The sequence below is a fragment of the Herminiimonas sp. KBW02 genome (genome assembly GCF_003852535.1).
Lineage (GTDB): Bacteria > Pseudomonadota > Gammaproteobacteria > Burkholderiales > Burkholderiaceae_D > Oxalicibacterium.
The window spans coordinates 183,200-207,254 of record NZ_QAJP01000008.1 but is presented as its reverse complement, the minus strand read 5'-3'; the positions used below and the strand labels follow the sequence as shown (position 1 = coordinate 207,254).

At 53.2% G+C, this 24,055-nt stretch carries 25 protein-coding genes and 1 riboswitch; of the genes, 22 read left to right on the top strand and 3 right to left on the bottom strand.

The genetic code is table 11. The annotated features are described in order from the left end of the window. Nucleotides 1-58: 58 nt before the first annotated feature. Nucleotides 59-233: riboswitch (FMN riboswitch) on the top strand. 76 nt (nucleotides 234-309) lie between these two features. Continuing rightward, complete coding sequence (locus DBR37_RS14245; protein ID WP_124575146.1) at nucleotides 310-822, top strand: 6,7-dimethyl-8-ribityllumazine synthase; 513 nt, start codon at nucleotides 310-312, stop codon at nucleotides 820-822. A 200-nt stretch (nucleotides 823-1,022) separates the two neighbouring features. Here the strand turns inward: DBR37_RS14245 and DBR37_RS14240 are convergent, their stop codons facing one another. Next, nucleotides 1,023-3,932, bottom strand: a complete 2,910-nt coding sequence (locus tag DBR37_RS14240; protein ID WP_124575145.1) for an Rne/Rng family ribonuclease — start codon at nucleotides 3,930-3,932, stop codon at nucleotides 1,023-1,025. Between the two features lie 708 nt (nucleotides 3,933-4,640). Between DBR37_RS14240 and DBR37_RS14235 the strand changes: the two genes are divergently transcribed. The 4 genes from DBR37_RS14235 (at nucleotide 4,641) to DBR37_RS14220 (ending at nucleotide 7,825) form a co-directional block, all read left to right on the top strand. Then, on the top strand, nucleotides 4,641-5,660 hold the full coding sequence (locus DBR37_RS14235) for an RluA family pseudouridine synthase (RefSeq protein WP_124575144.1): 1,020 nt from the start codon (nucleotides 4,641-4,643) through the stop codon (nucleotides 5,658-5,660). Nucleotides 5,661-5,752: 92 nt separating this feature from the next. After that, the gene (locus DBR37_RS14230; protein ID WP_124575143.1) at nucleotides 5,753-6,412 is read left to right on the top strand and encodes an HAD-IIIA family hydrolase; all 660 of its coding nucleotides are present in this window, start codon (nucleotides 5,753-5,755) and stop codon (nucleotides 6,410-6,412) included. A gap of 6 nt (nucleotides 6,413-6,418) precedes the next feature. Continuing rightward, nucleotides 6,419-6,793: a Rieske 2Fe-2S domain-containing protein gene (locus DBR37_RS14225; RefSeq protein ID WP_124575142.1), complete on the top strand. Its 375-nt coding sequence runs from the start codon at nucleotides 6,419-6,421 to the stop codon at nucleotides 6,791-6,793. 27 nt (nucleotides 6,794-6,820) lie between these two features. Beyond that, on the top strand, nucleotides 6,821-7,825 hold the full coding sequence (locus DBR37_RS14220; RefSeq protein ID WP_124575141.1) for a S49 family peptidase: 1,005 nt from the start codon (nucleotides 6,821-6,823) through the stop codon (nucleotides 7,823-7,825). Nucleotides 7,826-8,096: 271 nt separating this feature from the next. Here the strand turns inward: DBR37_RS14220 and DBR37_RS14215 are convergent, their stop codons facing one another. Then, complete coding sequence (locus DBR37_RS14215; RefSeq protein WP_124575140.1) at nucleotides 8,097-8,852, bottom strand: SAM-dependent methyltransferase; 756 nt, start codon at nucleotides 8,850-8,852, stop codon at nucleotides 8,097-8,099. 24 nt (nucleotides 8,853-8,876) lie between these two features. Beyond that, nucleotides 8,877-9,491: a Maf-like protein gene (locus DBR37_RS14210; RefSeq protein WP_124575139.1), complete on the bottom strand. Its 615-nt coding sequence runs from the start codon at nucleotides 9,489-9,491 to the stop codon at nucleotides 8,877-8,879. Nucleotides 9,492-9,598: 107 nt separating this feature from the next. On the opposite strand from DBR37_RS14210, the gene DBR37_RS14205 reads away from it, so the two are divergent. From DBR37_RS14205 to DBR37_RS14130, 17 genes are all read left to right on the top strand, one after another. Next, nucleotides 9,599-10,096 carry a DUF177 domain-containing protein gene (locus tag DBR37_RS14205; RefSeq protein ID WP_124575138.1) on the top strand — a complete coding sequence of 166 codons (498 nt, stop codon included), beginning with the start codon at nucleotides 9,599-9,601 and terminating at the stop codon, nucleotides 10,094-10,096. Between the two features lie 124 nt (nucleotides 10,097-10,220). Beyond that, nucleotides 10,221-10,403, top strand: a complete 183-nt coding sequence (gene rpmF / locus DBR37_RS14200) for a 50S ribosomal protein L32 (RefSeq protein WP_012079211.1) — start codon at nucleotides 10,221-10,223, stop codon at nucleotides 10,401-10,403. Nucleotides 10,404-10,550: 147 nt separating this feature from the next. Beyond that, a complete protein-coding gene (gene plsX, locus DBR37_RS14195; protein ID WP_124575137.1) occupies nucleotides 10,551-11,636 on the top strand; it encodes a phosphate acyltransferase PlsX in 1,086 nt (361 codons plus the stop codon). Between the two features lie 8 nt (nucleotides 11,637-11,644). Further along, entirely contained in the window at nucleotides 11,645-12,631 is a 987-nt protein-coding gene (locus DBR37_RS14190; RefSeq protein ID WP_124575136.1) for a beta-ketoacyl-ACP synthase III, read from the top strand. A gap of 52 nt (nucleotides 12,632-12,683) precedes the next feature. Next, nucleotides 12,684-13,616, top strand: a complete 933-nt coding sequence (gene fabD, locus DBR37_RS14185) for an ACP S-malonyltransferase (protein ID WP_124575135.1) — start codon at nucleotides 12,684-12,686, stop codon at nucleotides 13,614-13,616. Then, complete coding sequence (fabG, locus tag DBR37_RS14180) at nucleotides 13,616-14,359, top strand: 3-oxoacyl-ACP reductase FabG (protein ID WP_124575134.1); 744 nt, start codon at nucleotides 13,616-13,618, stop codon at nucleotides 14,357-14,359. Before fabD ends, fabG begins: the two co-directional genes overlap by 1 nt. A gap of 126 nt (nucleotides 14,360-14,485) precedes the next feature. Further along, nucleotides 14,486-14,725, top strand: coding sequence for an acyl carrier protein (acpP, locus tag DBR37_RS14175; RefSeq protein WP_009664389.1), 240 nt, complete (start codon nucleotides 14,486-14,488; stop codon nucleotides 14,723-14,725). 29 nt (nucleotides 14,726-14,754) lie between these two features. Next, a complete protein-coding gene (gene fabF, locus DBR37_RS14170) occupies nucleotides 14,755-15,996 on the top strand; it encodes a beta-ketoacyl-ACP synthase II (RefSeq protein ID WP_124575133.1) in 1,242 nt (413 codons plus the stop codon). Between the two features lie 52 nt (nucleotides 15,997-16,048). Next, entirely contained in the window at nucleotides 16,049-16,543 is a 495-nt protein-coding gene (locus tag DBR37_RS17430) for a protein YgfX (protein ID WP_370454264.1), read from the top strand. 82 nt (nucleotides 16,544-16,625) lie between these two features. Then, the gene (rpoE, locus tag DBR37_RS14165) at nucleotides 16,626-17,228 is read left to right on the top strand and encodes an RNA polymerase sigma factor RpoE (RefSeq protein ID WP_124575132.1); all 603 of its coding nucleotides are present in this window, start codon (nucleotides 16,626-16,628) and stop codon (nucleotides 17,226-17,228) included. Between the two features lie 65 nt (nucleotides 17,229-17,293). Then, nucleotides 17,294-17,842 (top strand): sigma-E factor negative regulatory protein, encoded by a 549-nt coding sequence (locus DBR37_RS14160; protein ID WP_124575131.1) that lies wholly within the window; start codon nucleotides 17,294-17,296, stop codon nucleotides 17,840-17,842. Nucleotides 17,843-17,847: 5 nt separating this feature from the next. Next, nucleotides 17,848-18,864 (top strand): MucB/RseB C-terminal domain-containing protein, encoded by a 1,017-nt coding sequence (locus DBR37_RS14155; protein ID WP_124575130.1) that lies wholly within the window; start codon nucleotides 17,848-17,850, stop codon nucleotides 18,862-18,864. 14 nt (nucleotides 18,865-18,878) lie between these two features. Then, a complete protein-coding gene (locus DBR37_RS14150) occupies nucleotides 18,879-20,363 on the top strand; it encodes a DegQ family serine endoprotease (protein WP_124575129.1) in 1,485 nt (494 codons plus the stop codon). Between the two features lie 70 nt (nucleotides 20,364-20,433). Further along, entirely contained in the window at nucleotides 20,434-20,688 is a 255-nt protein-coding gene (locus DBR37_RS14145; protein WP_124575128.1) for a glutaredoxin family protein, read from the top strand. A gap of 219 nt (nucleotides 20,689-20,907) precedes the next feature. After that, nucleotides 20,908-22,701 (top strand): translation elongation factor 4, encoded by a 1,794-nt coding sequence (lepA, locus tag DBR37_RS14140; RefSeq protein ID WP_124575127.1) that lies wholly within the window; start codon nucleotides 20,908-20,910, stop codon nucleotides 22,699-22,701. Further along, a complete protein-coding gene (lepB, locus tag DBR37_RS14135; protein WP_124575126.1) occupies nucleotides 22,698-23,621 on the top strand; it encodes a signal peptidase I in 924 nt (307 codons plus the stop codon). The genes lepA and lepB overlap by 4 nt, the downstream gene beginning before the upstream one ends. 19 nt (nucleotides 23,622-23,640) lie before the next feature. After that, nucleotides 23,641-24,030 (top strand): DUF4845 domain-containing protein, encoded by a 390-nt coding sequence (locus tag DBR37_RS14130; protein WP_124575125.1) that lies wholly within the window; start codon nucleotides 23,641-23,643, stop codon nucleotides 24,028-24,030. The last annotated feature ends 25 nt before the right edge of the window (nucleotides 24,031-24,055 follow it).

Genomic DNA, 24,055 nt, shown 5'->3' with positions numbered 1-24,055 from the left:
TTGTCGACATCTGATGCGATGTGTGTGCTGACGTATCCGCGCATACCTCGCATCAGTTTAACGTTCTCGGGGCGGGGTGCGATTCCCCACCGGCGGTAATTACGTTTAGGCGTATAGCCCGCGAGCGCTTGCTGGAGTCCTCTGTCTGCTTTCTGCAGACAACTTCAACAAGGTCAGCAGACTCGGTGTGATCCCGAGGCCGACGGTCATAGTCCGGATGATAGAGAACGGAATGACTTTACACGCACGGTAACGTGCGCTTTGCCATTCCTGTACGCCCTGCATTTCATTTGCAAACAGGAGTTTCACATGCCACACACGCAACAAGCTATAGATATCAAATCTAAATCAGCAGTACGTCGTATCGCCTTCATACAAGCCAGCTGGCACAAGGAAATTGTTGATCAATGCCGTATCGCATTCATCGCTGAAATGGCCGAACGCGGCTATACCGAAGACAGCATCGATTTCTTTGAAGTCGCCGGCGCATTTGAAATCCCGCTGCACGCCAAAGTATTGGCCAAGACTGGTCGTTACGCGGCTGTGGTCGGTACGGGCCTGGTAGTGGATGGCGGCGTCTATCGCCATGAGTTTGTATCGCAGGCAGTCATCAGTGGCCTGATGCAGGTGCAACTTGAAACAGAAGTGCCGGTCATTTCTGCAGTGCTGACACCGCATCATTTCCATTCGCACGATGAGCATCAAAACTTCTTCTTCCAGCACTTCCTGGTGAAGGGTAAGGAAGCGGCGCATGCTTGTGCGGATACGATTGCGCGCTTGCAGAAAATTGAAGCGCTGACGCAGGAGCGGATTGCTGCCTGATGTAGGTTTTTCTCGTTTAGTTTCGAGGAAATGGACGTGCCGCTCGGATGTATTGGGCGGCTTTTTTTATTGGTTGTTTGGTTTGTGGTTTGGTGTTGCTGATTCGGTTTTCTCTCCACGAAGAGAGAAAAGACTCAGCATCATCAACACGCAAACCAGACCAACAATAAAAAAGGGAGCCGAAGCTCCCTTTTTACTTATTACCGTTTCGTTTCCATCTGAACCAGTGGTTCAGTGGATTGCGGCGGCAATGGTTTGCGTTCGCGCGGTACGCGTGGCGGTGCTACATACTTGGCAGCTTCTTCCTGAGCAGCACGCAGCTTTTCAGGGTTGGTAGAAGCCAGTACCAGGCCTGCAGCTTCCAGAACCGCTGTCAGGTTGTCTGTTGCCGGTGCTGCTGCGACAGGTGCAACTGCGGCAACTGGTGCAGGAGCAGGTGCGACTGGCGCTGGTGCAACGACTGGTGCGGCAGCAACCGGTGCCGGAGCGGGTTCAGCTATTACTGGAGCAGCTTCAACTGGTGCTGCGACCGGTGCAGCTTCTGCTACAACTTCTGCGACCACTGCTATTGGTGCCGCTACCACTGCCGGAGCCGCTTCCACGACTGGCGCTGCTGCAGGAGCAGGGACAAATACGACTGCAGGTACAGCGACTTCACCTTCAACTTTGGCTACTTCCTGCGGTGCCACCGGCGCCGCGATTGCTGCGGTGAGGGCGCTGACTGGTGCTTCAGTTGCGACAGCTTCGCTGACGACGACCGGAGCAGCTTCCTGGGCCTGAGCTTGTGGTGCCGCAGCGCTTTGTTCTGCGTCTTCTTGTGATGCGCTTACGCCATCTTCGCTACCTTCGTTTTCAGCACCTGCTTCGGTATTGTCACGATCGCGACGATTACGGTTGCGACCACCGCGACGGCGACGACGACGTGGCTGTTCTTCGCCTTCAGCGGCTGGAACAGGGATGCCGTTTGCATCCAGTACCACGACTGCTTCAGTTGCTTCGCTGGCTGGAGCCGGGTTGCGGTTAGGTGCAACGCTGGCAGCAATTACTGCGCCTTGCAACAATGCCGAATCCTCAACAACTTCCTTGCGTTCTTCGCGTGGCGGACGCGGTGTGCGTTCACGACGACCTTGTTGACCTTCAGCATTGCCTTCACGTGGTTCACGCGGCTCGCGTGGCTCACGCGGTGGGCGTGGCGGGCGGGCTTGTTGTGTTTCCGCTGCGGCTGGTGCTTGAGCTGGTTTAGCTGTTTCTTCGCGCTCTTCACGATCACGACCACGACCACCGCGGCTGCGGTTACGTTGATTGCGACCACCGTTCGCATTATTGCGCTCACCGCGTTCACGGTTACGTTGCTGTTTGTCTTCTGCTACTGGCTGGGCTGCTGCCGCTTTCGGCTGTTCAGCACCGCCGCCGAGGAAGGCAAACAGTTTCTGGAAGAAACCTTTGGATTCAACAGGCGCTGCTTTGGCGGCTTCTGCCGGTTTGCGTTCCACGATAGGCGCTGGCTGATCCGGCGTAATGCCTTTGACCATGGCTTCCTGGCGTGGCTTGCTTTCTTCTTTTTGACGTTTGCCGTAGCTGATGTCGGTGTCTGCTTCTTCCGTCATCGCGTAGCTGGCTTGTGTTTCTTCCAGGCGTGGATCGTCGTGTTTGATGCGTTCCAGCTTGTAGTGTGGTGTTTCCAGATGCTTGTTCGGGATCAGGATGACGGAAACGCGGTGACGTGTTTCGATCTTCAGGATTTCGCCACGTTTTTCGTTGAGCAGGAAAGCTGCCACGTCGACTGGTGCCTGAACATGGATGGACGCCGAGTTTTCCTTCATTGCTTCTTCCTGGATGATGCGCAGGACTTGCAATGCGGACGATTCGGTATCGCGGATGTGGCCGGTGCCGTTGCAACGCGGGCAGGTTACATGGCTGCCTTCGGACAAGGATGGGCGCAGACGTTGGCGCGACAATTCCATCAGGCCGAAACGCGAGATCTTGCCCATTTGTACACGTGCACGATCGTAGTGCAGTGCGTCTTTCAGACGGGTTTCGACTTCACGCTGGTTCTTGGCGTTTTCCATGTCGATGAAGTCGATGACGATGAGGCCACCCAGATCGCGCAAGCGCAATTGACGGGCAACTTCTTCAGCTGCTTCACAGTTGGTATGGAAGGCTGTGGTTTCGATGTCGCTGCCGCGGGTAGCACGCGCCGAGTTGACGTCGACGGAGACCAGGGCTTCGGTGTGATCGATGACGATCGCGCCGCCGGATGGCAGCGGAACGGTACGCGAGTACGCGGTTTCGATCTGATGTTCGATCTGGAAGCGGGAGAACAGTGGCACGTCGTCGCGGTAGCGCTTCACACGGTGCACCATGTCCGGCATGACGTGGCTCATGAACTGCTGAGCTTGTTCGTAGATTTCGTCAGTATCGATGAGGATTTCACCGATATCAGGCTGGAAGTAATCGCGGATTGCGCGGATGACCAGCGAGGATTCCTGGTAAATCAGGAATGCGCCGCCGCCGGATTGACCAGCACCTTCAATCGCACGCCACAATTGCATCAGGTAGTTCAAATCCCATTGCAATTCATCGACATTGCGGCCGATACCAGCGGTACGGGCAATGACAGACATGCCTTGCGGCAAGTCCAGCTTGTCCATGGTTTCGCGCAGTTCCTGGCGATCTTCACCTTCGACGCGACGCGATACACCGCCACCACGTGGGTTGTTCGGCATCAGGACTAGGTAGCGGCCAGCCAGCGAGATGAAGGAGGTGAGTGCCGCGCCTTTGTTGCCGCGCTCTTCCTTTTCGACCTGGACCATGATTTCCTGGCCTTCGCGCAACGCATCTTTAATCGAGGCGTTACGGACATCGACGCCTTCCTTGAAGTAGGTGCGGGCGACTTCCTTGAATGGCAGAAAGCCGTGACGATCTTCACCGTAGCTGACAAAGCAGGCTTCGAGCGAAGGCTCGATGCGGGTGATGACGCCTTTATATATGTTGGACTTGCGTTGTTCGCGTCCGGTTGTTTCGATATCGATGTCGATGAGTTTTTGCCCATTGACAATGGCAACACGCAATTCTTCTTGCTGTGTTGCATTAAATAACATGCGTTTCATGTAAGTGCTCCGTGGCTCTAAGGCCGTTTTTTTATGTGCAGTAGCACTACATATAACCATCGAGGCACAAGCGAATCGCAAGCGTGTGTTCTGCGTGAAGCGAATAGTGGCGACAGCTATGGCTATCGGGAAAATTCGCAGCAAGCTGCAGTTCTACAGTGCGTTTCTATGTGGCATCAACGGCGATATGCGCCATCTACAGCAACAGTACAGGGATGTACGCGGGGCAGGAAGGTTTGGGGAGGGAATTGCCTTGGTGTGTGATACTTAGCGCAAATGCGCTGTAGTCACAACGGGGCGCGGATAAAGTGAAGCGGATGCCGAATGCGCACTTGATCTGCATCGTGCGCGTCGATTGAATCGAGCGCTACAAACACAATCGCGAGTGGTGAGCAAATTGGTTGAGCCATACAGAGCATGGGCAGAATCGGCAAACAGTTTCAACTTTATCAACCAGCAAGCTTGCCATTAAACGGCGAGCTTGCCGGACTTATCCTAACAATCCAAACATTCTTGACCAACACCCTTGCGCGTTATCCGATTACAACAACGGTGCAACCTTGACTCGCACAGGGGCGCTGCATACACATCTTTTCCATCGAATTTGCAAATTGGCGAGGCCGATGGAGACGCCCCTGTGTAGAATGTGCTTTTTATTCTTACACCTGCAATGGTGAGTAACCATTGCGAATTGATTATATATTCAAAATGAAGGACTTAGCGATATTTTCTGGGAAAGAGGCTCAAACCCGCTCGCCCTCCCGGTCATCACAGGTCCAATCACCCGTTCCGGCTCAAGTTCAGCTTGTTACGATCAATGATGAAGACGCCGGACAACGCATAGACAACTTTTTGTTGCGTATTTGTAAAGGCGTGCCGAAAAGCCACATCTATCGCGTTTTGCGCTCCGGAGAGGTGCGCGTTAATAAAGGTCGCATAGATCAAACCTATCGTCTGGTTGAAGGCGATATCGTCCGCATCCCGCCGATCCGGATTGCAGAAAAAGCACCATCCACTGCGCCCGGTGCCGAATTCAAAATATTGCTAGAAGACAATCATTTGCTGGTGATTGATAAACCGGCGGGTGTTGCCGTGCATGGCGGTTCAGGCGTCAGCTATGGTGTGATCGAGCAATTGCGGGCAGCACGTCCGGATGCAAAGTTCCTGGAATTGGTGCACCGCCTGGACCGGGATACTTCCGGCGTGCTGGTGCTGGCGAAGAAACGTTCGGCGTTGACAAATTTGCACGAACAAATTCGTGGCGGTGAACCTGACAAGCGGTATCTGGTGCTGGTGCATGGCGACTGGAAGAATGCGCGCCAGCATGTGCGCCTGCCGCTGCATAAATATACGACGCCGGAAGGCGAGCGTCGGGTGCGCGTGCAAGCGGATGGTATGGAGTCGCATACGGTATTTAACCTGATCCAGCGTTACGGCCCGTTTGCCTTGCTGGAAGCTGAATTGAAAACCGGCCGTACCCATCAGATCCGCGTGCACCTGGCATCCAGCGGTTTTGCGATTGCCGGCGATGATAAATATGGTGATTTCGCGCTGAATCGTGATTTGCAGAAAGCCGATGGCGAACGAGTGCCCTTGAAACGCATGTTTTTGCACGCACATCAAATTACATTCATTCATCCGGAAACGGGCAAATCAGTGACGCTGAACGCGCCTTTGCCGCCGGAATGCGAGCGCTTCCTGAAAAGTTTGAAGAAGTCCGCTAATTAATTGATGCGTGCCAGTCGCGAGTCGGCCAACACGTCATACCTGTATATATAGTAAATATAGTTAAAGGAGCTGGCAGCGCGCTGTCAGGTTACATGGCAAGAAAGCAATTTGATCTCATCGTTTTCGATTGGGATGGCACTTTGATGGATAGCACGGCAGTTATCGTTAACTGTATACAAGCAGCAGCCAAGGATCTGGGATTGCCGATTCCGGCAGATCAGGCTGCCGCGCATGTGATCGGACTGAGCCTGCAAAAAGCGATGGAAGCGGCGTTGCCGGGCATCGATCCTAAATACTACCCACGCATGGTCGAGCGCTACCGTTATCACTATCTGAATCAGGATGGTGGCCTGACGCTGTTCAAAGGCGTGCGCGAGATGCTGGAAGATCTGTCGCAGCAAGGCTATTTCCTGGCGGTGGCGACCGGCAAGAGCCGGGTTGGCCTGAACCGGGCGCTGGATGTTTCCAAGCTGCTGTCCTTGTTTGACGCGACACGCTGCGCTGATGAAACCTTCTCCAAACCGCATCCGGCAATGCTGCAGGAGCTGACGCGTGAACTAGGACAGGATATGAAGCGTACGGTGATGGTAGGTGATACCACGCATGACTTATTGCTGGCACAAAATGCAGGCGCGGCTGGCGTTGCCGTACATTACGGCGCGCATACGCCGTCTGAACTGACGGCGCTCAATCCGATGTATTCGGCAACGTCTGTGGCAGAGCTGCATACCTGGCTCAATGAAAACGGGTAAGCAAGATTGACTACTGAAATCCTGATTCCGGTTTGTGACTCGACTGTCCTCGAAGACGGCGGCAAGGGAGTGCGTTTCCCGGTGACGGCTGGTGGTGAGGATGCGGGCGCTTTCGTGATTCGCTATAACGGTGTGGCTTATGGTTACCTCAACCGTTGTGCGCATATCCCGATTGAGCTGGACTGGAATAACGGCGAGTTTTTCGAGTCGGAACGACGTTATCTGATCTGTTCCACGCATGGTGCGGTTTATCTGCCTGAAACCGGACGTTGTGCTGGTGGCCCATGTCGCGGCGGGCGCTTGCGCGCAATTGTCGTCATCGAAAAGGATAATCAGGTATTCTGGCAAGCAGACGAATACGTAAGACCCGCGCTCGCATAAGCGGCGCGGAACAAAACACACGACATCATGAGCAACGATAACGACAACCTGAATCAGCCGTCTGCATGGCAGTCATCCGCGGCACCTGCGCCGAAGAAGGAAGGCTGGGAGCGCGAAGTGCTGGAAAAACTGGCCTTTGCCACGCTCAAGGAGCAGAGGGCGCGTCGACGTTGGGGCATCTTCTTTAAATTTGTCACGGTTGCGTTGGTTGCTTTCGCGCTGTGGATGAGCTTCGGTCCATCCGTCGGCGATATGGAAAACGTCGGCCCGCATACTGCGCTGATCAAGATCGAAGGCACGATAGAAGCGAAGGGCGCGGGCGATGCAGATACCGTGATTTCCGCTTTGACCAAAGCCTACGCAGATCCGGGTTCGGTCGGTTTGATTTTGCAAATCAATAGCCCGGGTGGCAGCCCGGTACAGGCTGGCATCATCAATGATGAAATCACGCGCCTGCGTAAAAAATATCCGCAAAAACCTTTGTATGTCGTCGTCAATGAGATGTGCGCATCCGGTGGTTACTACATCGCGGCGGCGGCTGATCGGATCTATGTTAACAAGGCGAGTATCGTCGGTTCTATCGGCGTGTTGATGGATGGCTTCGGCTTCACCGGCACGATGGAGAAACTGGGTGTAGAGCGCCGCATGCTGACCGCCGGTAATAACAAAGGCTTCATGGATCCGTTCAGCCCACAAACCGAAACGCAAAAACATTATGCGCAAGAGATGCTGAATGAAATTCACGCGCAATTCATAGACGTAGTGCGCAAAGGACGTGGTAGTCGCCTGAAGGAAACACCAGAGACTTTTTCCGGCCTGGTCTGGACCGGCGCCAAATCAGTGGAGCTGGGTTTGGCGGATGGTTTCGGTACCGTTGAAAGCGTGGCGCGCGATGAATTCAAGTCAACGAATATCGTTGATTACACGCAGCGCGAAGGTTTGTCTGATCGCGTATTGCGGAAGTTTGGTGCGGCTGCCGGTGCTTCGGCGATCAAAGCCATTACCGAACAAGCTGCTCCTGTCCTGAAATAAGGCAGTTGCAAATGCAGCATTGCGTCGCTGCATTAATGCGACGACGCAAGAGTGTAACCGAGCTTGTATTCTCTTTGCGCTTGCCTATATTGGTAGTGCGCTATCAGCATCTGGAGATGTGAATGCAACAACGTCTGCAACTGCTAAGGGGCATCCGCTCGCATTTTGGTAGCGTGTCTATGCTGGAAAAATGAAGGTCTTCGACCTCTCCTAATGTCTCCTACGGAGACAGGCAAAACGGCGATGAAACATCGCCGTTTTGCATTTCTGCTCAGCTATCTGCGAGCAATAAAAACACGGTAGGTTTTTTGTGGAAGTCGGGCGTTTTGCCGGATGCCAAATCTGCTTTCCAGCGCGCAGCGGTTTGCGTCTTGATGGCTTCGGATGGCAGCGTGAGATCGGTGGCGACGCTGATCAGGGTATTCGGATTGCAGGTGTTGACGAGGGTTTCGAGCAAACCGGCGTTGCGATACGGCGTTTCAATAAAGAACTGCGTTTGCTTTTCCTGACGCGAGCGATCTTCCAGTTGTTTGATGCGCTTACTGCGTGCTGCCGCATCGATAGGCAAGTAACCATTGAAAGCGAAATTCTGCCCGCTCAAGCCGCTGGCCATTACTGCAAGCAATAAAGATGAAGGGCCGACCAGTGGGCGCACTTGTATGCCGCGTGCATGTGCGAGGCGTACCAGGTTTGCACCAGGATCAGCAACGGCGGGTACACCGGCTTCTGAAATCAGGCCAGCATCCTGTCCGGCCAGCAAGGGTTCAAGTAATGCCGGTAATGCCTTGGCTTCGGTGTTGACGTTGAGTTCGGCGATGCGGATTTCCTGTATCGGTTTGGCCAGGGTATTGCGAGTGTCTATCAGTTTGAGGAAGGCGCGCGTGGTCTTGGCATTTTCGGCGACGAAGTAATCCAGTTTTGCAGTGATGCTTTGTACTTCTTGCGGAATGATGTGTGCCAGCGGATCGGTGTCGGCGACCTCGGTCTGGCCCAGCGTATTTGGTATGAGGTAGAGAATGCCTGGCATGTCGTTTGTAATGCGCTGCTTATATTAAGTGTTGAAGAATGTGATGTTGGCGCGGCGCAGCATCCCGGTCAAGGCGATCAGAGGCAGGCCGGTGAGGGCGGTCGGATCGCTGCTGGTGATTTTTTCCAGGATGGCGATGCCCAGGCCTTCGTTTTTTGCGCTGCCCGCGCAGTCATACGGTTGTTCTATCCGCAGGTAGGCATCGAGTTCGGCATCCGGCAAATCGCGGAATGTCACGAAGGTCTGGATGTTTTCCAGCTGGATGTGCGGTGACGAGATGCCGGCGCGACCATCGAACAGGCACAGCGCTGTGTGGAATACGACTTCGCGGCCACGCATTTTCTGCAATTGCAGCAAGGCGTTGGCATGATTGCCCGGTTTGCCTATTTGCTCACCATCCAGTGTGGCGACCTGATCCGAACCTATGATTAGTGAGTTTGGTGCTCTGGCGGCGATAGCAGCAGCTTTTTGTTGTGCTAATCGCAATGCAGTGGTTGATGGCGTTTCCCCGGCAAGTGCGGTTTCGTCTATGTCCGGCGTCATGACTTCAAATGGCAGGCCGAGCCGGGAGAGCAATTCCTTGCGGTAAACCGAGCTGGAACCGAGTATCAGGCGTGCTGGCGGGGCGGAAGAGGGCATTTATTTGATGTTTATTTGAATGAGCGCTCAAAAAAACTGCGCTAACGCTTTGACGAATAAAGGAAAAGCCTGTTATTATCGCAGGTTTTCCGGGTTCGGCTAAGCCTATGAATGCTTTTGTAATTGACGCCTTCGAGTTCAGTCGGCATAGAGAGCAGCGTGAAGGCGACGTTGCAATCGCTGATTTGCCGCGGCTTGCTGCAGAATCCGTAAATATGCCTGCATCGCTGCATTGGTCTTTGCATGGTGGCACAGATGGACTTGGCCACCCGCAACTGATTATGTCGGTATCCGGCTCAGTTCATTTGATGTGCCAGCGTTGCATGACGCCACTGAAATTCGATATTGCATCGGAATCCGTGCTGGTTCTTGCAAAAAACGATGAGCACGCTGATGAAATAGACGCGTTGCTGGCAGACGACACCATAGATGTGATAGTCGGTTCGAAGACATTGAATGTCAGCGATCTGATTGAGGATGAGGCTTTGTTGTCGCTTCCTCAGGCGCCTAAGCATGATGTGTGTCCAGACAATGCAGCAGTTGAGAGTGCGATGAATGCAAGAAAACCATCGCCCTTCGACGTGCTGAAAGGTATGAAGCAATAGATTCGCTGCAGCTGTGAGGCCTTAAGCGGGCATATTGAGATTTTGTAGTAAGGATTATCGGTTTTGCCGTGAGTTTGCAAAACGGATGTGTTAGAATTTTAGAACTTAAGGTTTAGGAGTTATCATGGCTGTTCAACAAAACAAAAAGACACCGTCGAAACGCGGTATGCACCGTTCGCACGACTTCCTGGTTGCTCCGCAACTGAGCGTTGAGCCAACCACCGGTGAAACACACATGCGTCACCATATCAGCCCTAACGGCTTTTATCGTGGCCGTAAAGTCCTGAAAACCAAAAACGACGAATAATCATTCGTCTTTCAGGCAAAGAAAGCGGCGCGGTAAGTTCATAACTTTGCGCCGTTTTTTAATATGCTAAAACAGCACATTCCGTCATTTTGAATCAAGCTGAATCTGGCCCATAATGCGGTTAGAGTGACGCCCTGAGTCAATCCAATGACAATTAAAATATCTATCGACTGCATGGGTGGCGATCATGGCCCCTCAGTCACTATTCCTGCCGCTATTTCGTTTGTTCAAAGCGAGCCAGATGCCGAGCTTATTCTAGTCGGGCTGGAAGAATCGCTATTGGCCGAACTGAAAAAACACAAGGCTAGCGAACATCCGCGTCTATCGATCGTGAATGCGACCGAGGTCGTGACGATGGACGACCCCCTCGAAATTGCTTTGCGCCGCAAGAAGGATTCTTCGATGCGCGTCGCGATCAATCTGGTCAAGCAGGGCGACGCTGATGCCTGTGTCTCTGCCGGTAATACGGGCGCCTTGATGGCGATCTCGCGTTACGTGCTCAAGACCTTGCCGGGTGTGAATCGTCCCGCTATTTGCAGCATCCTCCCGAATCAAAAAGACGGCCCTACCTATATGCTCGACCTCGGCGCAAACGTCGATTGCGAGTCGCAGCATTTGCATCAGTTTGCATTGATGGGTTCTGCGCTGGTATCGGCGATGGAAGGCAATCCGCGTCCTACCGTTGGTTTGCTTAATGTCGGCGAAGAGGATATCAAGGGCAACGAGGTCGTTAAGCAAACCGCAGTGTTGCTGCGTGCTGATCACGAACAGGGCAGGCTGAACTTCTACGGTAACGTGGAAGGCAACGACATCTTCAAAGGCACGACCGACATCGTCGTATGCGACGGTTTCGTCGGTAATGTTACCCTCAAGGCTTCCGAGGGACTGGGACGTTTCGTCAAGAGCGTACTCACCACTGAATTCAAAAGCAGCCCGCTGAATTTGCTGGGCGCATTGATTGCGCGTGGTGCCCTGAAAGCAATTTCACAACGAATGAATCCTTCTCGCTACAATGGCGGCAGTTTGCTGGGTCTGCGTGGCCTGGTATTCAAGAGTCATGGTGGTGCGGATGCTTATGGTTATCAATGGGCGATCAAGCGTGCGTTTGATGCCGCCAAGTACGATGTGCTGACGCGTATTTCGACCAAGATTGCCGATTTGATGCCGCAATCCGATGCATCGCCAGAAGATTCCGCTGTGGCAATATCTAACGCAACATCAATAGAAAAATAGAAAAGCGCATGACTATTTACAGCAAGATTATCGGTACAGGCAGCTTTCTGCCACCTAACCGCGTTACCAATCAGGAACTGGCTGCGCAATTGGCCAGCAATGGCATAGAAACTTCCGACGAATGGATCGTTTCGCGCAGCGGCATTTCGGCACGTCATTATGCAGATGCAGGCGTGCAATCCAGCGACCTCGCAGTGGAAGCTGCAAAGCGTGCGCTGGATATGGCCAAGCTCGGCGTTAATGATGTAGACCTGATTATCCTGGCAACCTCGACCCCGGATTTCTTCGGTGGCTTCCCAAGCACTGCCTGCGTCGTGCAGCGCAAACTGGGTATCACGAATGATTGTGCAGCTGTCGATGTGCAAGCGGTATGCAGTGGCTTCGTCTACGCGGTATCGATTGCTGATAACTTCATCAAGGCCGGTACGCACAAAAACGTGCTGGTCATCGGTGCTGAAGTGTTCTCGCGCATCATCGATTTTGAAGATCGCACCACCTGCGTCTTGTTTGGTGATGGTGCCGGTGCTGTCCTGATGACGGCTTCGCAAGAGCCTGGCGTGCTGGCAACCAAGCTGCATGCAAATGGTAACTACGGCGATATCCTGTGCTTGCCTGGTAAGGTTAATAAGGGCGTAGTTGAAGGTAGTGCCTTCCTGTATATGGATGGTCCTGCAGTGTTCAAGATGGCCGTGTCGGTGCTGGATAAAGTAGCACACGAAGCGCTGGAAATCGCAGGCATGGATTCTTCCGAAGTTGACTGGATCATCCCGCATCAGGCCAATATCCGTATCATGCAAAGCACAGCCAAAAAGCTGGGCCTGGGCATGGACAAAATGATCGTGACTGTTGATCAGCACGGCAATACTTCAGCTGCTTCGATTCCTATGGCGCTTGACGTTGGTGTGCGTGATGGTCGTATTCAGCCAGGCCAGAATGTCATGATGGAAGGCGTAGGCGGCGGCTTCACCTGGGGCGCGGTGCTGGCACGGATGTGATCCCGGAGACAGGGACGCAAATCGTTTTTTTTATTAAAACTAGAAAACAAGCATGAGCAAATTCGCATTCGTTTTTCCAGGGCAAGGGTCGCAAGCGATCGGCATGCTCAACGGTTTCGCTGACAACGCAGTCGTACAGCAAACACTGGCAGAAGCATCGGACGCATTGCAGTTCGATCTGGCCAAACTGATTTCCGAAGGTCCGAAGGAAGAGCTGGACCTGACTACCAATACCCAACCTGTCATGCTGACGGCAGCAGTCGCGATGTATCGCGCGTGGATCGCTGCTGGCGGCGAGACCCCGGCGCTGGTCGCTGGTCATAGCCTGGGTGAATATTCCGCATTGGTTGCTGCTGGCGTGATCGCGTTCAAGGATGCGGTTCCACTGGTGCGTTTCCGTGCCAAAGCCATGCAGGAAGCAGTTCCTGTCGGCCAGGGCGGTATGGCTGCTATCCTCGGTTTGTCCGACGCGGATGTGCTGGCTGTCTGTGCTGAAGCGGCGCAGGGTGATGTGGTCGAGGCGGTTAACTTTAATGCGCCGGCGCAAGTCGTGATCGCCGGCCACAAGGCTGCGATTGAACGTGCATGCGAAGCGGCCAAGGCGAAGGGCGCTAAACGCGCATTGTCGCTGCCGGTTTCTGCGCCGTTCCATTCGTCTTTGTTGAAGCCTGCATCGGATCGCTTGCGTGAATACATGGCGACGCTGACTTTCAACGCGCCGCAGATTCCATTGATCAATAACGTTGATGTCGCTATCGTCAGCGATGTTGAAGGCATCAAGGATGCATTGGTGCGTCAGGCTGCTAATCCGGTGCGCTGGGTTGAATCGGTGCAAAAAATGGCTGCAGATGGTGTCAAGGACGTGGTTGAATGCGGTCCGGGCAAGGTATTGGCAGGCCTGACCAAGCGTATCAACGGTGAGTTGACCGGACACGCGATTGTCGATCAAGCGTCGCTGGACGCTGTTTTGGAGCTTTTGAAATAATGACTACAGTTGATTTGAGCGGCCAGGTCGCCCTGGTAACCGGCGCTTCGCGCGGTATCGGTCGTGCAATTGCACAGGAATTGGCTAAGCTGGGCGCCAAGGTCATAGGTACCGCTACGTCGGAATCCGGCGCCAGCGCGATTTCCGAGTATCTGGGTGCAGGTGGCAAGGGTGTCGTGCTGGACGTTAATGACGCGGCACGTTCGGTCGAACTGATCGATGAGATCCAGAAAGAATTCGGCGCAGTCAGCATTCTCGTCAATAATGCAGGCATCACCCAGGATCAACTGGCGATGCGCATGAAGGACGAAGAGTGGGATAGCGTTATTGCGACCAACCTGACTGCGGTCGGACGCTTGTCGCGTGCGGTATTGCGCGGCATGATGAAGGCGAAAACTGGTCGTATTATCAATATAACATCAGTTGTCGGCTCGTCCGGCAACGCTGGGCAAATGAATTACGCTGCGGCCAAGGCTGGTGTGGCTGGCATGAGTCGTGCTCTGGCACGTGAGATCGGTAGCCGCAACATTACCGTCAATTGCATCGCACCTGGTTTTATTGATACGGATATGACGAAAACCCTGAGCGAGCAGCAAATTGCTGCCTTGCTGCAACAGGTTCCGTTAGGACGTTTGGGCGTGCCGGAAGACATCGCTGCTGCAGTGAGTTTCCTTGCATCGCCTCAGGCGAGTTACATTACTGGTACCACGTTGCATGTCAACGGCGGTATGTACATGAACTAAATTTGTAATTAGTCACTTTTAGCCGAAGTTTCAGGTTTCTTGATGACAAAAGCTAAAAATGAATTTTCGGTGCGCAAACCTGCTAAAATGCGCGCACTTTCTGTAACCACCCATTGGAGTTAAAACATGTCGGATATCGAACAACGCGTTAAGAAAATCGTCGCTGAACAACTGGGCGTCGCCGAAGCAGACATCAAAATCGAATCGTCTTTCGTTGACGATCTGGGCGCTGACTCGCTCGACACCGTTGAACTCGTGATGGCGCTCGAAGACGAATTCGAAATGGAAATCCCTGACGAACAAGCCGAAAAAATCACTACAGTGCAGCAGGCGATTGATTACGCCAAGGCACACGTAAAAGCGTAAGTTGTTTTGAACGACTCTAGGAGAATTGCTTGAGCCGCTCTAGTAAACGTCGTGTCGTCGTCACTGGTCTTGGTTGTATTTCTCCCGTCGGCAACACTGTCGCAGACGCATGGAATTCGCTTCTTGCAGGGCAATCTGGCATTGCAACCATCACCAAGTTTGATGCGACACCCTTCAGCACACATTTTGCTGGAGAAGTAAAAAACTTCAATATCGAGGACTACATTCCCGGTAAAGAAGCGCGCCACATGGATACATTCATCCACTACGGCGTGGCAGCTGGCATGCAGGCAATGCGAGACAGCGGTTTGGTTGTGACGGAAGAGAATGCCGAGCGTATTGGCGTCATCGTCGGTTCCGGTATCGGTGGTTTGCCGCTGATCGAAGAAACCCACGCTGAACTGACCAATCGCGGCCCGCGTCGCATCAGCCCGTTCTTTGTGCCTGCGTCCATCATCAACATGATTTCCGGCCACCTGTCGATCATTTATGGTCTGAAGGGCCCGAATCTGGCGATTGTGACTGCATGTACCACTGGTTTGCATTCGATTGGCGCTGCCGGTCGCATGATCGAATACGGTGATGCAGACGTCATGATTGCAGGTGGTGCCGAATCGACGATTTCACCGCTGGGTCTGGGTGGTTTCGCTTCTGCACGCGCTTTGTCGTCGCGCAACGATGATCCTGCTACGGCTTCCCGTCCATGGGATAAAGACCGTGACGGTTTCGTCCTGGGCGAGGGTGCGGGCGTGATGGTGCTGGAAGAGTACGAGCATGCGAAAGCACGCGGTGCAAAAATCTATGCGGAACTGTGCGGTTTCGGTATGAGTGGCGATGCTTATCACATCACTGCTCCTAACATGGATGGCCCACGTCGCAGCATGACGAATGCACTGAAGAGCGCGGAAATCGCTGCCGATCAAGTGCAGTACCTGAATGCGCATGGCACGTCGACCCCATTGGGCGATAAAAACGAAACGGATGCAGTGAAAGCCACATTTGGCGCACATGCGAAGAAGCTGACAGTCAACTCGACAAAATCGATGACAGGTCACTTGCTCGGTGGTGCCGGTGGTTTGGAGTCGGTATTTACCGTACTTGCCTTGCATCATCAGATTTCGCCGCCTACGATCAATATCTTCAATCAGGATCCGGAATGTGATCTCGACTACTGCGCAAACACCGCGCGCGAGATTCCTATTCAGTACGCCATGAAAAATAACTTCGGTTTTGGCGGTACGAACGGTACCTTGATTTTTGGTAAAGTCTGATCAAAATCCGATTATCCCGTAAGGGTAATCGGATTTTTTACTTATCCCTCTCATGTCTATTGCGGTCTCAGCCGTAGTGCAGCAGTCCAGATTGTTAGCCGGGCTGCTGATGCTTATGTGCGCAAGCTCGTTTTTGACTGCCGGCGTGCTGTGGTTCGGGCAGGCGGAGGATGTCAGTGTTGTGGTGAGGGGGACCCTTGCCGCGATATGCATGGCATGTGGGTCTTATGTATTTTTCCGGACTCTAAAGAATAGAAAAATATATAAGATACACATATCGGGTAGCGGCCAGATACGTCTGGCTAGCGTGCTTGAAGGCAGTGGCGGGGAGTTGGGCGAGGGCGAGTTGGTGGAATTGCTGCCGGACTCGACTTTATGGCCAGGTTTGTTACTCTTACGACTACAAAATGCCGCCCGGCAAACGCATAATGTGGTGATATTGCCGGATTCGCTTGCGGCAGAGAGTTTCAGGGCGTTAATGGTCGCTTGTCGCTGGATAGTGATGCGGCATGCAGACGCTGATAAGCAGCCTGCCAGCGGGATTTAGTTGCGAATTTTTTGAACCAAACAGGTTTCGTCCAGTCAATTAGGCGAGCCGCGTGCGTGTTGCAAAATAACAAGGGAATGGATTGACGACAGAACGCGATATTGATCAGCAACTTGTCGAGCGTGTACAACGTGGCGACAAAAAGGCTTTCGAGCTATTAGTGATCAAGTACCAACGGAAATTGATGCGACTGGTGTCGCGGCTTGTCCGCGACCAGGCTGAGGCTGAAGATGTAGTGCAGGAAGCATTCATCAAGGCGTATCGCGCATTACCGCAATTTCGCGGTGATTCGGCGTTTTATACCTGGTTATATCGTATTGGAATTAACACCGCGAAGAACTATTTGGTCACCCAGGGTCGTCGTGCACCGACATCAACTGAAGCAGATGTCGAAGAAGCAGAAACTTTTGACGACGGAGACCACCTAAGAGATATCAATACACCGGAATCGTTGTTGGCAACTAAACAAATCGCACAGACTTTGAATGTGGCGATGGAGGAGTTGCCAGAAGAGTTAAGAATGGCGATTACTTTGCGAGAGATCGAAGGACTGAGTTACGACGAGATAGCTGAATCGATGGGTTGTCCTATCGGTACGGTACGCAGCCGGATCTTCCGGGCGCGTGAAGCCATCTCGGAAAAATTAAGGCCGTTGCTGGATACGGCACTCGATAAACGTTGGTGAAAAATAAATAAAGAAACGCTTTTTGCTGCAAATATAGGGGTAGCCTTAATTTTTTCGAGGTAGTGATGAATACGATGAATATGACGCGGGAACAGATATCAGCTTTTGCCGATAACGAATTGTCTGATGGGCATGTCGATATCGCTTTGGCTGCATTGCGCCAGGAAGAAGGGCGCGATACGTGGAATATGTATCATCAAATCGGCGACGCCCTGCGTTCTGACGATTTGAATACGCAGTTGAGTGCAGATTTCAATACCCGCATGTTTGCCATGCTGGATGCGGAGCCGACCATCATGGTGCCTGCTGAGAAGCGCGTAGCAGTGGCCAGGAAGGATGCCGCATTCCGCCGTTTTGCGATGCCGGCCGGTATGGCTGCAGCCGTCGCGGTTGCTGCTTTCCTGACCGTACCGCAAATGATGACAAGCAACACTCCTGTGGTAACGGCTGCGGTAGCGCCAGAAACGATTACAGTGGCCAGCAAGGATGGCGAAGTCTTGCGCGATCCGCGCATAGACGACTATCTGTTGGCACACCAACGCTTCTCACCTTCTGTGTACAGCAGTGCGCAGTATGCCCGCGCAGCTACGTTCGCTGTTGACTCAGACAAGTAATAAATATGCGGCAAACATTAGGTTTTTTTAAATTCGTTGTGCTTTTTTCCAGCGTCATGGCGTTCACCGCTTATGCGGAGGACACGGGCGCTGGTCACGAACAGCAAGATACGCAGATATGGCTGAAGAAAATCCAGTCATCTGCACAGAAGCTGAATTACTCGGGCACCTTCGTCTACCAGCAAGGCAATCATGTACGCACCTCGCGTATCACGCACATCTTCAATGGCAAGAACGAGCTTGAGAAACTCGAGATACTCGATGGCAAGCCGCGTGAATACATTCGCAACAATGAAGAGGTTGCCTGCTACATCCCGGAAAACAAATCGATACGCGTAGAAAAGCGTGTCACCAAAGATGTCTTCCCGGCCATCCTTGGTGCCAATCCGGCTGACCTGGCTGAGCACTACCATTTCAAAAAAGGCGAGACTGGTCGCATAGCCGGTTTCGACTGCCAAGCCATCATACTGGAGCCCAAGGACAAGCTGCGTTACGGCTACAAGCTGTGGGCGGATAAATCGACCGGTCTTTTGCTCAAGGCACAGACCCTGAACGAGAAAAACGATGTGGTCGAGCAGATCGCGTTTACCCAGCTCTCCATCGGACATATCGATCCTAGCCGTGTGAAGTCGAGCTTCCCAAATACCCAGGGCTGGCGTGTAGAAAATGCAGTCATGAGTGAAACCAATCTGTCCGGCTGGACAGTGAAGGATATTCCGCCCGGCTTCAAGAAAATACGTGAGATGAAGCGCCTGGTGACGGATACCGCGCCTGCCAGTGCAGCGGAGAACACTCCGCCTACGCAGCGTGAAGTGTCGCAGATTGTTTTTTCGGACGGACTGGCCGCGATCTCGGTCTTTATCGAGTCGGGTACACAAAGCCGGACTGAAGGATCGATGCAGCAAGGCGCGATGAATATCGTTGGCAAGCGGCAGGGCGATTATTGGTTGACGGTAGTGGGCGAGGTGCCTGCGGCAGCGATCAAGCAGGTTTCCAATTCGATTGAGTTCAAGTCTAAATAAGAATTTTTGAATTTATGAAAACAATTCCTCTCGTACACAAAAAGCTTTCCGTGGTTTTATTCGGTGTTGCGAGTGCATTCTTTATTCCTGCTCTTGCAGGTGTCGCGCCCGCTGTAGCTGCACCATCGGTTGCCGGTTTGCCAGACTTTACCGACCTGGTTGAAAAGACCGGCCCGGCGGTGGTGAATATCCGCACCACGGAAAAAGCCAAGGTCAGCCAGCAAGGGAATGCTGCGACTGAAGATGAGGAAATGCAGGAATTTTTCCGCCGCTTCTTTGGTGCACCGATTCCACCACGCCAGCAACAGCCTGCGCCACGTGGCCGTGGCAAGGCCGTGCCTGATGCGGAAGAAGAAGTACCGCGCGGCGTCGGTTCAGGTTTCATCATTTCCGCTGACGGTTACGTCATGACCAATGCGCACGTCGTCAATGGTGCGGACGAGGTCTACGTCACACTGACTGACAAGCGTGAGTACAAAGCAAAAATTATTGGTGCGGATATCCGTACCGATGTTGCAGTCGTCAAAATTGAAGGCAGCAATCTGCCGCGTTTGGCTATGGGTGATTCCAACAAGATCCGTGTCGGTGAATGGGTCATCGCGATCGGTTCGCCATTCGGCCTGGATAACTCCGTGACTGCGGGTATCGTGTCGGCGAAAGCACGCGATACCGGTGATTACCTGCCGCTGATCCAGACTGACGTGGCCGTCAATCCTGGTAATTCGGGTGGCCCGTTGATCAATATGCGTGGTGAAGTGATCGGTATCAACTCGCAAATTTACAGCCGCTCCGGTGGTTACATGGGTATCTCGTTTGCGGTGCCTATCGACGAAGCGATGCGCGTGGCAGATCAATTGCGCGCTACCGGTAAAGTGACACGTGGTCGTATTGGTGTGCAGATCGGTGAAGTCACGAAAGACGTGGCCGAATCCCTCGGTTTGCCACGTCCGCAAGGTGCGCAGGTGCAACGTGTGGAACCGGGTGGCCCGGCTGAAAAAGGTGGCCTGGAAGCGGGCGACGTGATTTTGAAATTCAATGGCGTCAGCATCGAGCGCTCCAGCGATTTGCCGCGCCTGGTTGGTGGTACCAAGCCAGGAACCCGTTCCGTGATCTCGGTATGGCGCAAGGGCGCAATGCGCGACCTGAACCTGACTGTGGCCGAGCTGGAAGCAGATAAAGTCGTGAAGAAAGAAGAGAAGAAGCCAAAGGCTGAGCAGGTAGCGAATGCGCTCGGCATGATCGTCAGTGACCTGAGTGCAGCGCAACTCAAGGAGCTGAAGATAGACGGCGGTATCTTGCTTGAAGCGACGGAAGGTGCTGCAGCGCGTGCCGGCTTGCGTGCCGGCGACATCATCCTGCGCCTGAACAACACCGACATCAAGGATGCCCGTCAATTCAATGGCCTGGTAGCGAAGCTGGATACCAAGAAAACCACTTTGCTGCTGGTGCGTCGCGGTGACTCTTCACAATTCGTGACGATCAAACCTCTGGCCCAGTAAGCCAGCTAACGACGATGAGGCTGCCTGCTGAAAAGCTTGCAGCCTTTTCTTTTGCCTGCGAAGGTCAGCCTTGATTCACTTCACACTTTATTCGCGTTCCTACTGCCACCTGTGCGAAGACATGCTGCAGGCACTGCAGACTTTGCTCGGGCCGGATACCTATCCGATTCAGGTGCTGGATGTCGATGCGGATGACGCCTTGGTCGCGCAATACGATGAATTGGTGCCGGTGCTGCTGGGTCATAAGGAAGGGCAGGCGACGCAACAGCTTTGCCACTATTTTCTGGACGAGGCTGCCGTTCGTGCCTTTGTTGCACATTCATAAACGGTATGAGTAGCCTGGGTGGTGATGGAGGATGAAACGTTGGCGGGGGAATCTTATTTCGCACGAAATTGTCACACCAAACGCCGAAGCGGGGAATTTCCGGGATTTCCCCTCTGAAATCCGGTAAAATGCCGTGGCCGTCATCCCTCTGTAACAAGGCGCTCGCTTGGGGAAAACATCCCAGCATGGAGCGCTTTTTTTGTAATTGTCACTTGGTTAATGAACAACATTCGCAATTTTTCCATCATCGCCCATATCGACCACGGTAAATCGACTCTTGCCGACCGCATTATTCAATTGTGCGGCGGCTTGTCTGATCGCGAAATGGAGGCGCAAGTCCTTGATTCCATGGACATTGAACGTGAGCGTGGCATTACCATCAAGGCGCAGACTGCGGCCCTGATGTACAAGGCGCGCGACGGCCAGGTGTACAACCTGAACCTGATTGATACGCCGGGTCACGTCGATTTCAGCTACGAAGTCAGCCGCTCGCTGTCCGCTTGCGAGGGTGCTTTGCTGGTAGTGGATGCGTCGCAAGGCGTGGAAGCGCAAACCGTGGCGAACTGCTATACCGCGCTGGACCTTGGCGTGGAAGTGGTGCCGGTTCTGAATAAGATCGATTTGCCATCCGCCGATCCGGCCAACGCGACTGCAGAAATCGAAGAAGTGATCGGGATTGACGCCAGCGAGGCCGTGCATTGCTCGGCCAAAACCGGCCTCGGCGTGCAAGACGTGCTGGAGTCATTGATCACCAAGGTGCCGCCGCCTAAGGGCGATGCGGATGCGCCGTTGCAGGCTTTGATCGTTGACTCATGGTTCGACAACTATGTCGGTGTGGTCATGCTGGTACGCGTGATGAACGGTACCTTGCGTCCGAAAGACAAAATTTTGCTGATGGCCAGCGAATCGCAGCATCTGGTTGAAAGTGTCGGCGTCTTCACGCCTAAATCGATTTCGCGTGACACACTGACCGCTGGCCAGGTAGGTTTCATTATCGCTGGTATCAAAGAGCTCAAAGCAGCCAAGGTCGGCGATACCGTGACCCTGGTCAGCCGTCCGGCGGCCGCGCCATTGCCAGGTTTCAAGGAAGTGCAGCCGCAAGTGTTTGCGGGTCTGTTCCCGGTCGAAGCCAACCAGTACGACGCTTTGCGCGACTCGCTGGAAAAACTGAAGCTGAACGATGCAGCGTTAATGTACGAACCGGAAGTATCGCAGGCGCTGGGCTTCGGCTTCCGCTGCGGTTTCCTTGGTTTGCTGCATATGGAAATCGTGCAGGAACGTCTCGAACGCGAGTTCGATATGGATCTCATTACAACGGCACCTACCGTTATTTACGAAGTGGTCTTGCGCGACGGTTCCATCCTGATGGTGGATAACCCGTCCAAGATGCCTGATCCTTCGAAAATCGAAGAAATCCGTGAACCCATCGTCACCGTCAATCTCTACATGCCGCAGGAATATGTCGGCTCGGTGATTACGCTGTGTACGCAAAAGCGCGGTATCCAGATGGACATGAGCTACCACGGCAAGCAGGTCAAGCTGATCTATGAAATGCCGATGGCGGAGATTGTGCTCGACTTCTTCGACAAGCTGAAGTCCACCTCGCGCGGTTACGCATCCATGGATTACGAGTTCAAGGAATATCGCTCGTCCGATGTGGTCAAGGTCGATATGTTGATCAATAGCGAGAAGGTCGATGCGCTGGCGATCATCGTGCATCGTGCCAACAGTCAGTATCGCGGACGTGCAGTAGCTGCCAAGATGCGCGAGCTGATTCCGCGTCAAATGTTTGACGTCGCGATTCAGGCTGCTATTGGCGCCAACATTATTTCGCGTGAAAACGTGAAAGCGCTGCGTAAAAACGTTTTGGCGAAATGTTATGGCGGTGATATCAGCCGTAAACGCAAGCTGCTGGAAAAACAAAAAGCTGGTAAGAAACGCATGAAGCAAGTGGGCTCGGTAGAGATTCCGCAGGAAGCGTTCCTGGCAATTCTACAAGTGGATGAGAAATGACGTTTCAAGACATCTTAGGTAATTTTTCGCTGATTCTTTTCATCCTGATGGTTGGAACCGGCGTCGTCTGGTTCCTCGATGTGCTGTACCTGAAGAAGCAACGTCGTGCCAAGGCAGACGCAGTGCTGGCCGAGTACGATGCACGCAATGCCAAGCTGGCAGGTGACGGTATTAAGCCGGATACCACCGGCCGTGCTGCACTGGAAGCGAGCCTGCTGCGGCAACCGGCATGGATAGAATATTCGGGCAGCTTCTTCCCGGTGATTGCGCTGGTGTTCTTCCTGCGTTCCTTCCTGTACGAACCATTCAAGATTCCATCGACATCGATGGTGCCGACGCTGCAAGTTGGCGACCTGATTCTGGTCAACAAATATCAGTACGGCATACGCTTGCCTATCATCAACAAAAAAATCATTGATATCGGCAATCCGCAACGCGGCGATGTCATGGTCTTCAAATACCCGGAAAACATGGCACTGGACTACATCAAGCGCGTGGTTGGTGTACCGGGTGATACCGTGACGTACCGTAACAAGCGCCTGATCGTGAACGGCAAGCCAGTGTCCTACAAGCCTTTGCCGGACTACCTGGATGAAGAAACACTGAGCTACTCCAAGCATCTGAGCGAAGATTTGAACGGTGTCGCCCATCAAATCCTGAATAATCCGCGTGCGCCGTCCTATGTGGCAAATCCGCACGACTTCCCGAACCGGGAATTGTGTAATTACGACGTAGAAGGCTTTACCTGCAAGGTCCCCGCTGGACAATATTTCATGATGGGTGATAATCGGGATAACAGCCTGGATAGCCGTTACTGGGGTTTCGTTCCGGATAAAAATATTGTCGGAAAGGCATTTTTTATCTGGTTGAACCTGAACAACTTCCCGAGCAACCTCGGTCGTATCGGTAATTTCCAGTAATTCCATCAGGAGCGCGTACATGGCATACCCGTTGCAGAACAGTCGTTATCAACAAGGCATTACCCTGGTAGGGTTGATCGTGGTGTTGGCTGTGATAGGTGCAATTGCAGTATTGGCGATGAAAGTAACGCCTACCGTGACTGAGTATTTCTCTATTAAGAAGGCGATAGCCAGCGTCAAGGCGGCAGGTGGTTCGGTGCCGGAAATGCGTGCAGCGTTTAACCGCCAGGCTGAAGTAGGTTATATCGATGCGATCGATGGTAAGGATCTGGACATCGTCAAGAATGGCGATGACACTGAAATCAGCTTTGCTTATCAAAAAATCATACCGCTCGGCGGACCGGTCAGTTTGCTGATCGATTACGCGGGTTCGACTGGCAATGGCGTGGCAAAGAAAGCTCTACCTTAAGGCGATGAAGCGATAGAAAAAAGCG

Coding starts and splice junctions, on each gene's coding strand:
- DBR37_RS14245 (WP_124575146.1), top strand. CDS start 310: ATGCCACACACGCAACAAGCTATAGATATCAAATCTAAATCAGCAGTA.
- DBR37_RS14240 (WP_124575145.1), bottom strand. CDS start 3,932: ATGAAACGCATGTTATTTAATGCAACACAGCAAGAAGAATTGCGTGTT.
- DBR37_RS14235 (WP_124575144.1), top strand. CDS start 4,641: ATGAAGGACTTAGCGATATTTTCTGGGAAAGAGGCTCAAACCCGCTCG.
- DBR37_RS14230 (WP_124575143.1), top strand. CDS start 5,753: ATGGCAAGAAAGCAATTTGATCTCATCGTTTTCGATTGGGATGGCACT.
- DBR37_RS14220 (WP_124575141.1), top strand. CDS start 6,821: ATGAGCAACGATAACGACAACCTGAATCAGCCGTCTGCATGGCAGTCA.
- DBR37_RS14215 (WP_124575140.1), bottom strand. CDS start 8,852: ATGCCAGGCATTCTCTACCTCATACCAAATACGCTGGGCCAGACCGAG.
- DBR37_RS14210 (WP_124575139.1), bottom strand. CDS start 9,491: ATGCCCTCTTCCGCCCCGCCAGCACGCCTGATACTCGGTTCCAGCTCG.
- DBR37_RS14205 (WP_124575138.1), top strand. CDS start 9,599: ATGAATGCTTTTGTAATTGACGCCTTCGAGTTCAGTCGGCATAGAGAG.
- rpmF (WP_012079211.1), top strand. CDS start 10,221: ATGGCTGTTCAACAAAACAAAAAGACACCGTCGAAACGCGGTATGCAC.
- plsX (WP_124575137.1), top strand. CDS start 10,551: ATGACAATTAAAATATCTATCGACTGCATGGGTGGCGATCATGGCCCC.
- DBR37_RS14190 (WP_124575136.1), top strand. CDS start 11,645: ATGACTATTTACAGCAAGATTATCGGTACAGGCAGCTTTCTGCCACCT.
- fabD (WP_124575135.1), top strand. CDS start 12,684: ATGAGCAAATTCGCATTCGTTTTTCCAGGGCAAGGGTCGCAAGCGATC.
- fabG (WP_124575134.1), top strand. CDS start 13,616: ATGACTACAGTTGATTTGAGCGGCCAGGTCGCCCTGGTAACCGGCGCT.
- acpP (WP_009664389.1), top strand. CDS start 14,486: ATGTCGGATATCGAACAACGCGTTAAGAAAATCGTCGCTGAACAACTG.
- DBR37_RS17430 (WP_370454264.1), top strand. CDS start 16,049: ATGTCTATTGCGGTCTCAGCCGTAGTGCAGCAGTCCAGATTGTTAGCC.
- DBR37_RS14160 (WP_124575131.1), top strand. CDS start 17,294: ATGAATACGATGAATATGACGCGGGAACAGATATCAGCTTTTGCCGAT.
- DBR37_RS14155 (WP_124575130.1), top strand. CDS start 17,848: ATGCGGCAAACATTAGGTTTTTTTAAATTCGTTGTGCTTTTTTCCAGC.
- DBR37_RS14150 (WP_124575129.1), top strand. CDS start 18,879: ATGAAAACAATTCCTCTCGTACACAAAAAGCTTTCCGTGGTTTTATTC.
- lepA (WP_124575127.1), top strand. CDS start 20,908: ATGAACAACATTCGCAATTTTTCCATCATCGCCCATATCGACCACGGT.
- lepB (WP_124575126.1), top strand. CDS start 22,698: ATGACGTTTCAAGACATCTTAGGTAATTTTTCGCTGATTCTTTTCATC.
- DBR37_RS14130 (WP_124575125.1), top strand. CDS start 23,641: ATGGCATACCCGTTGCAGAACAGTCGTTATCAACAAGGCATTACCCTG.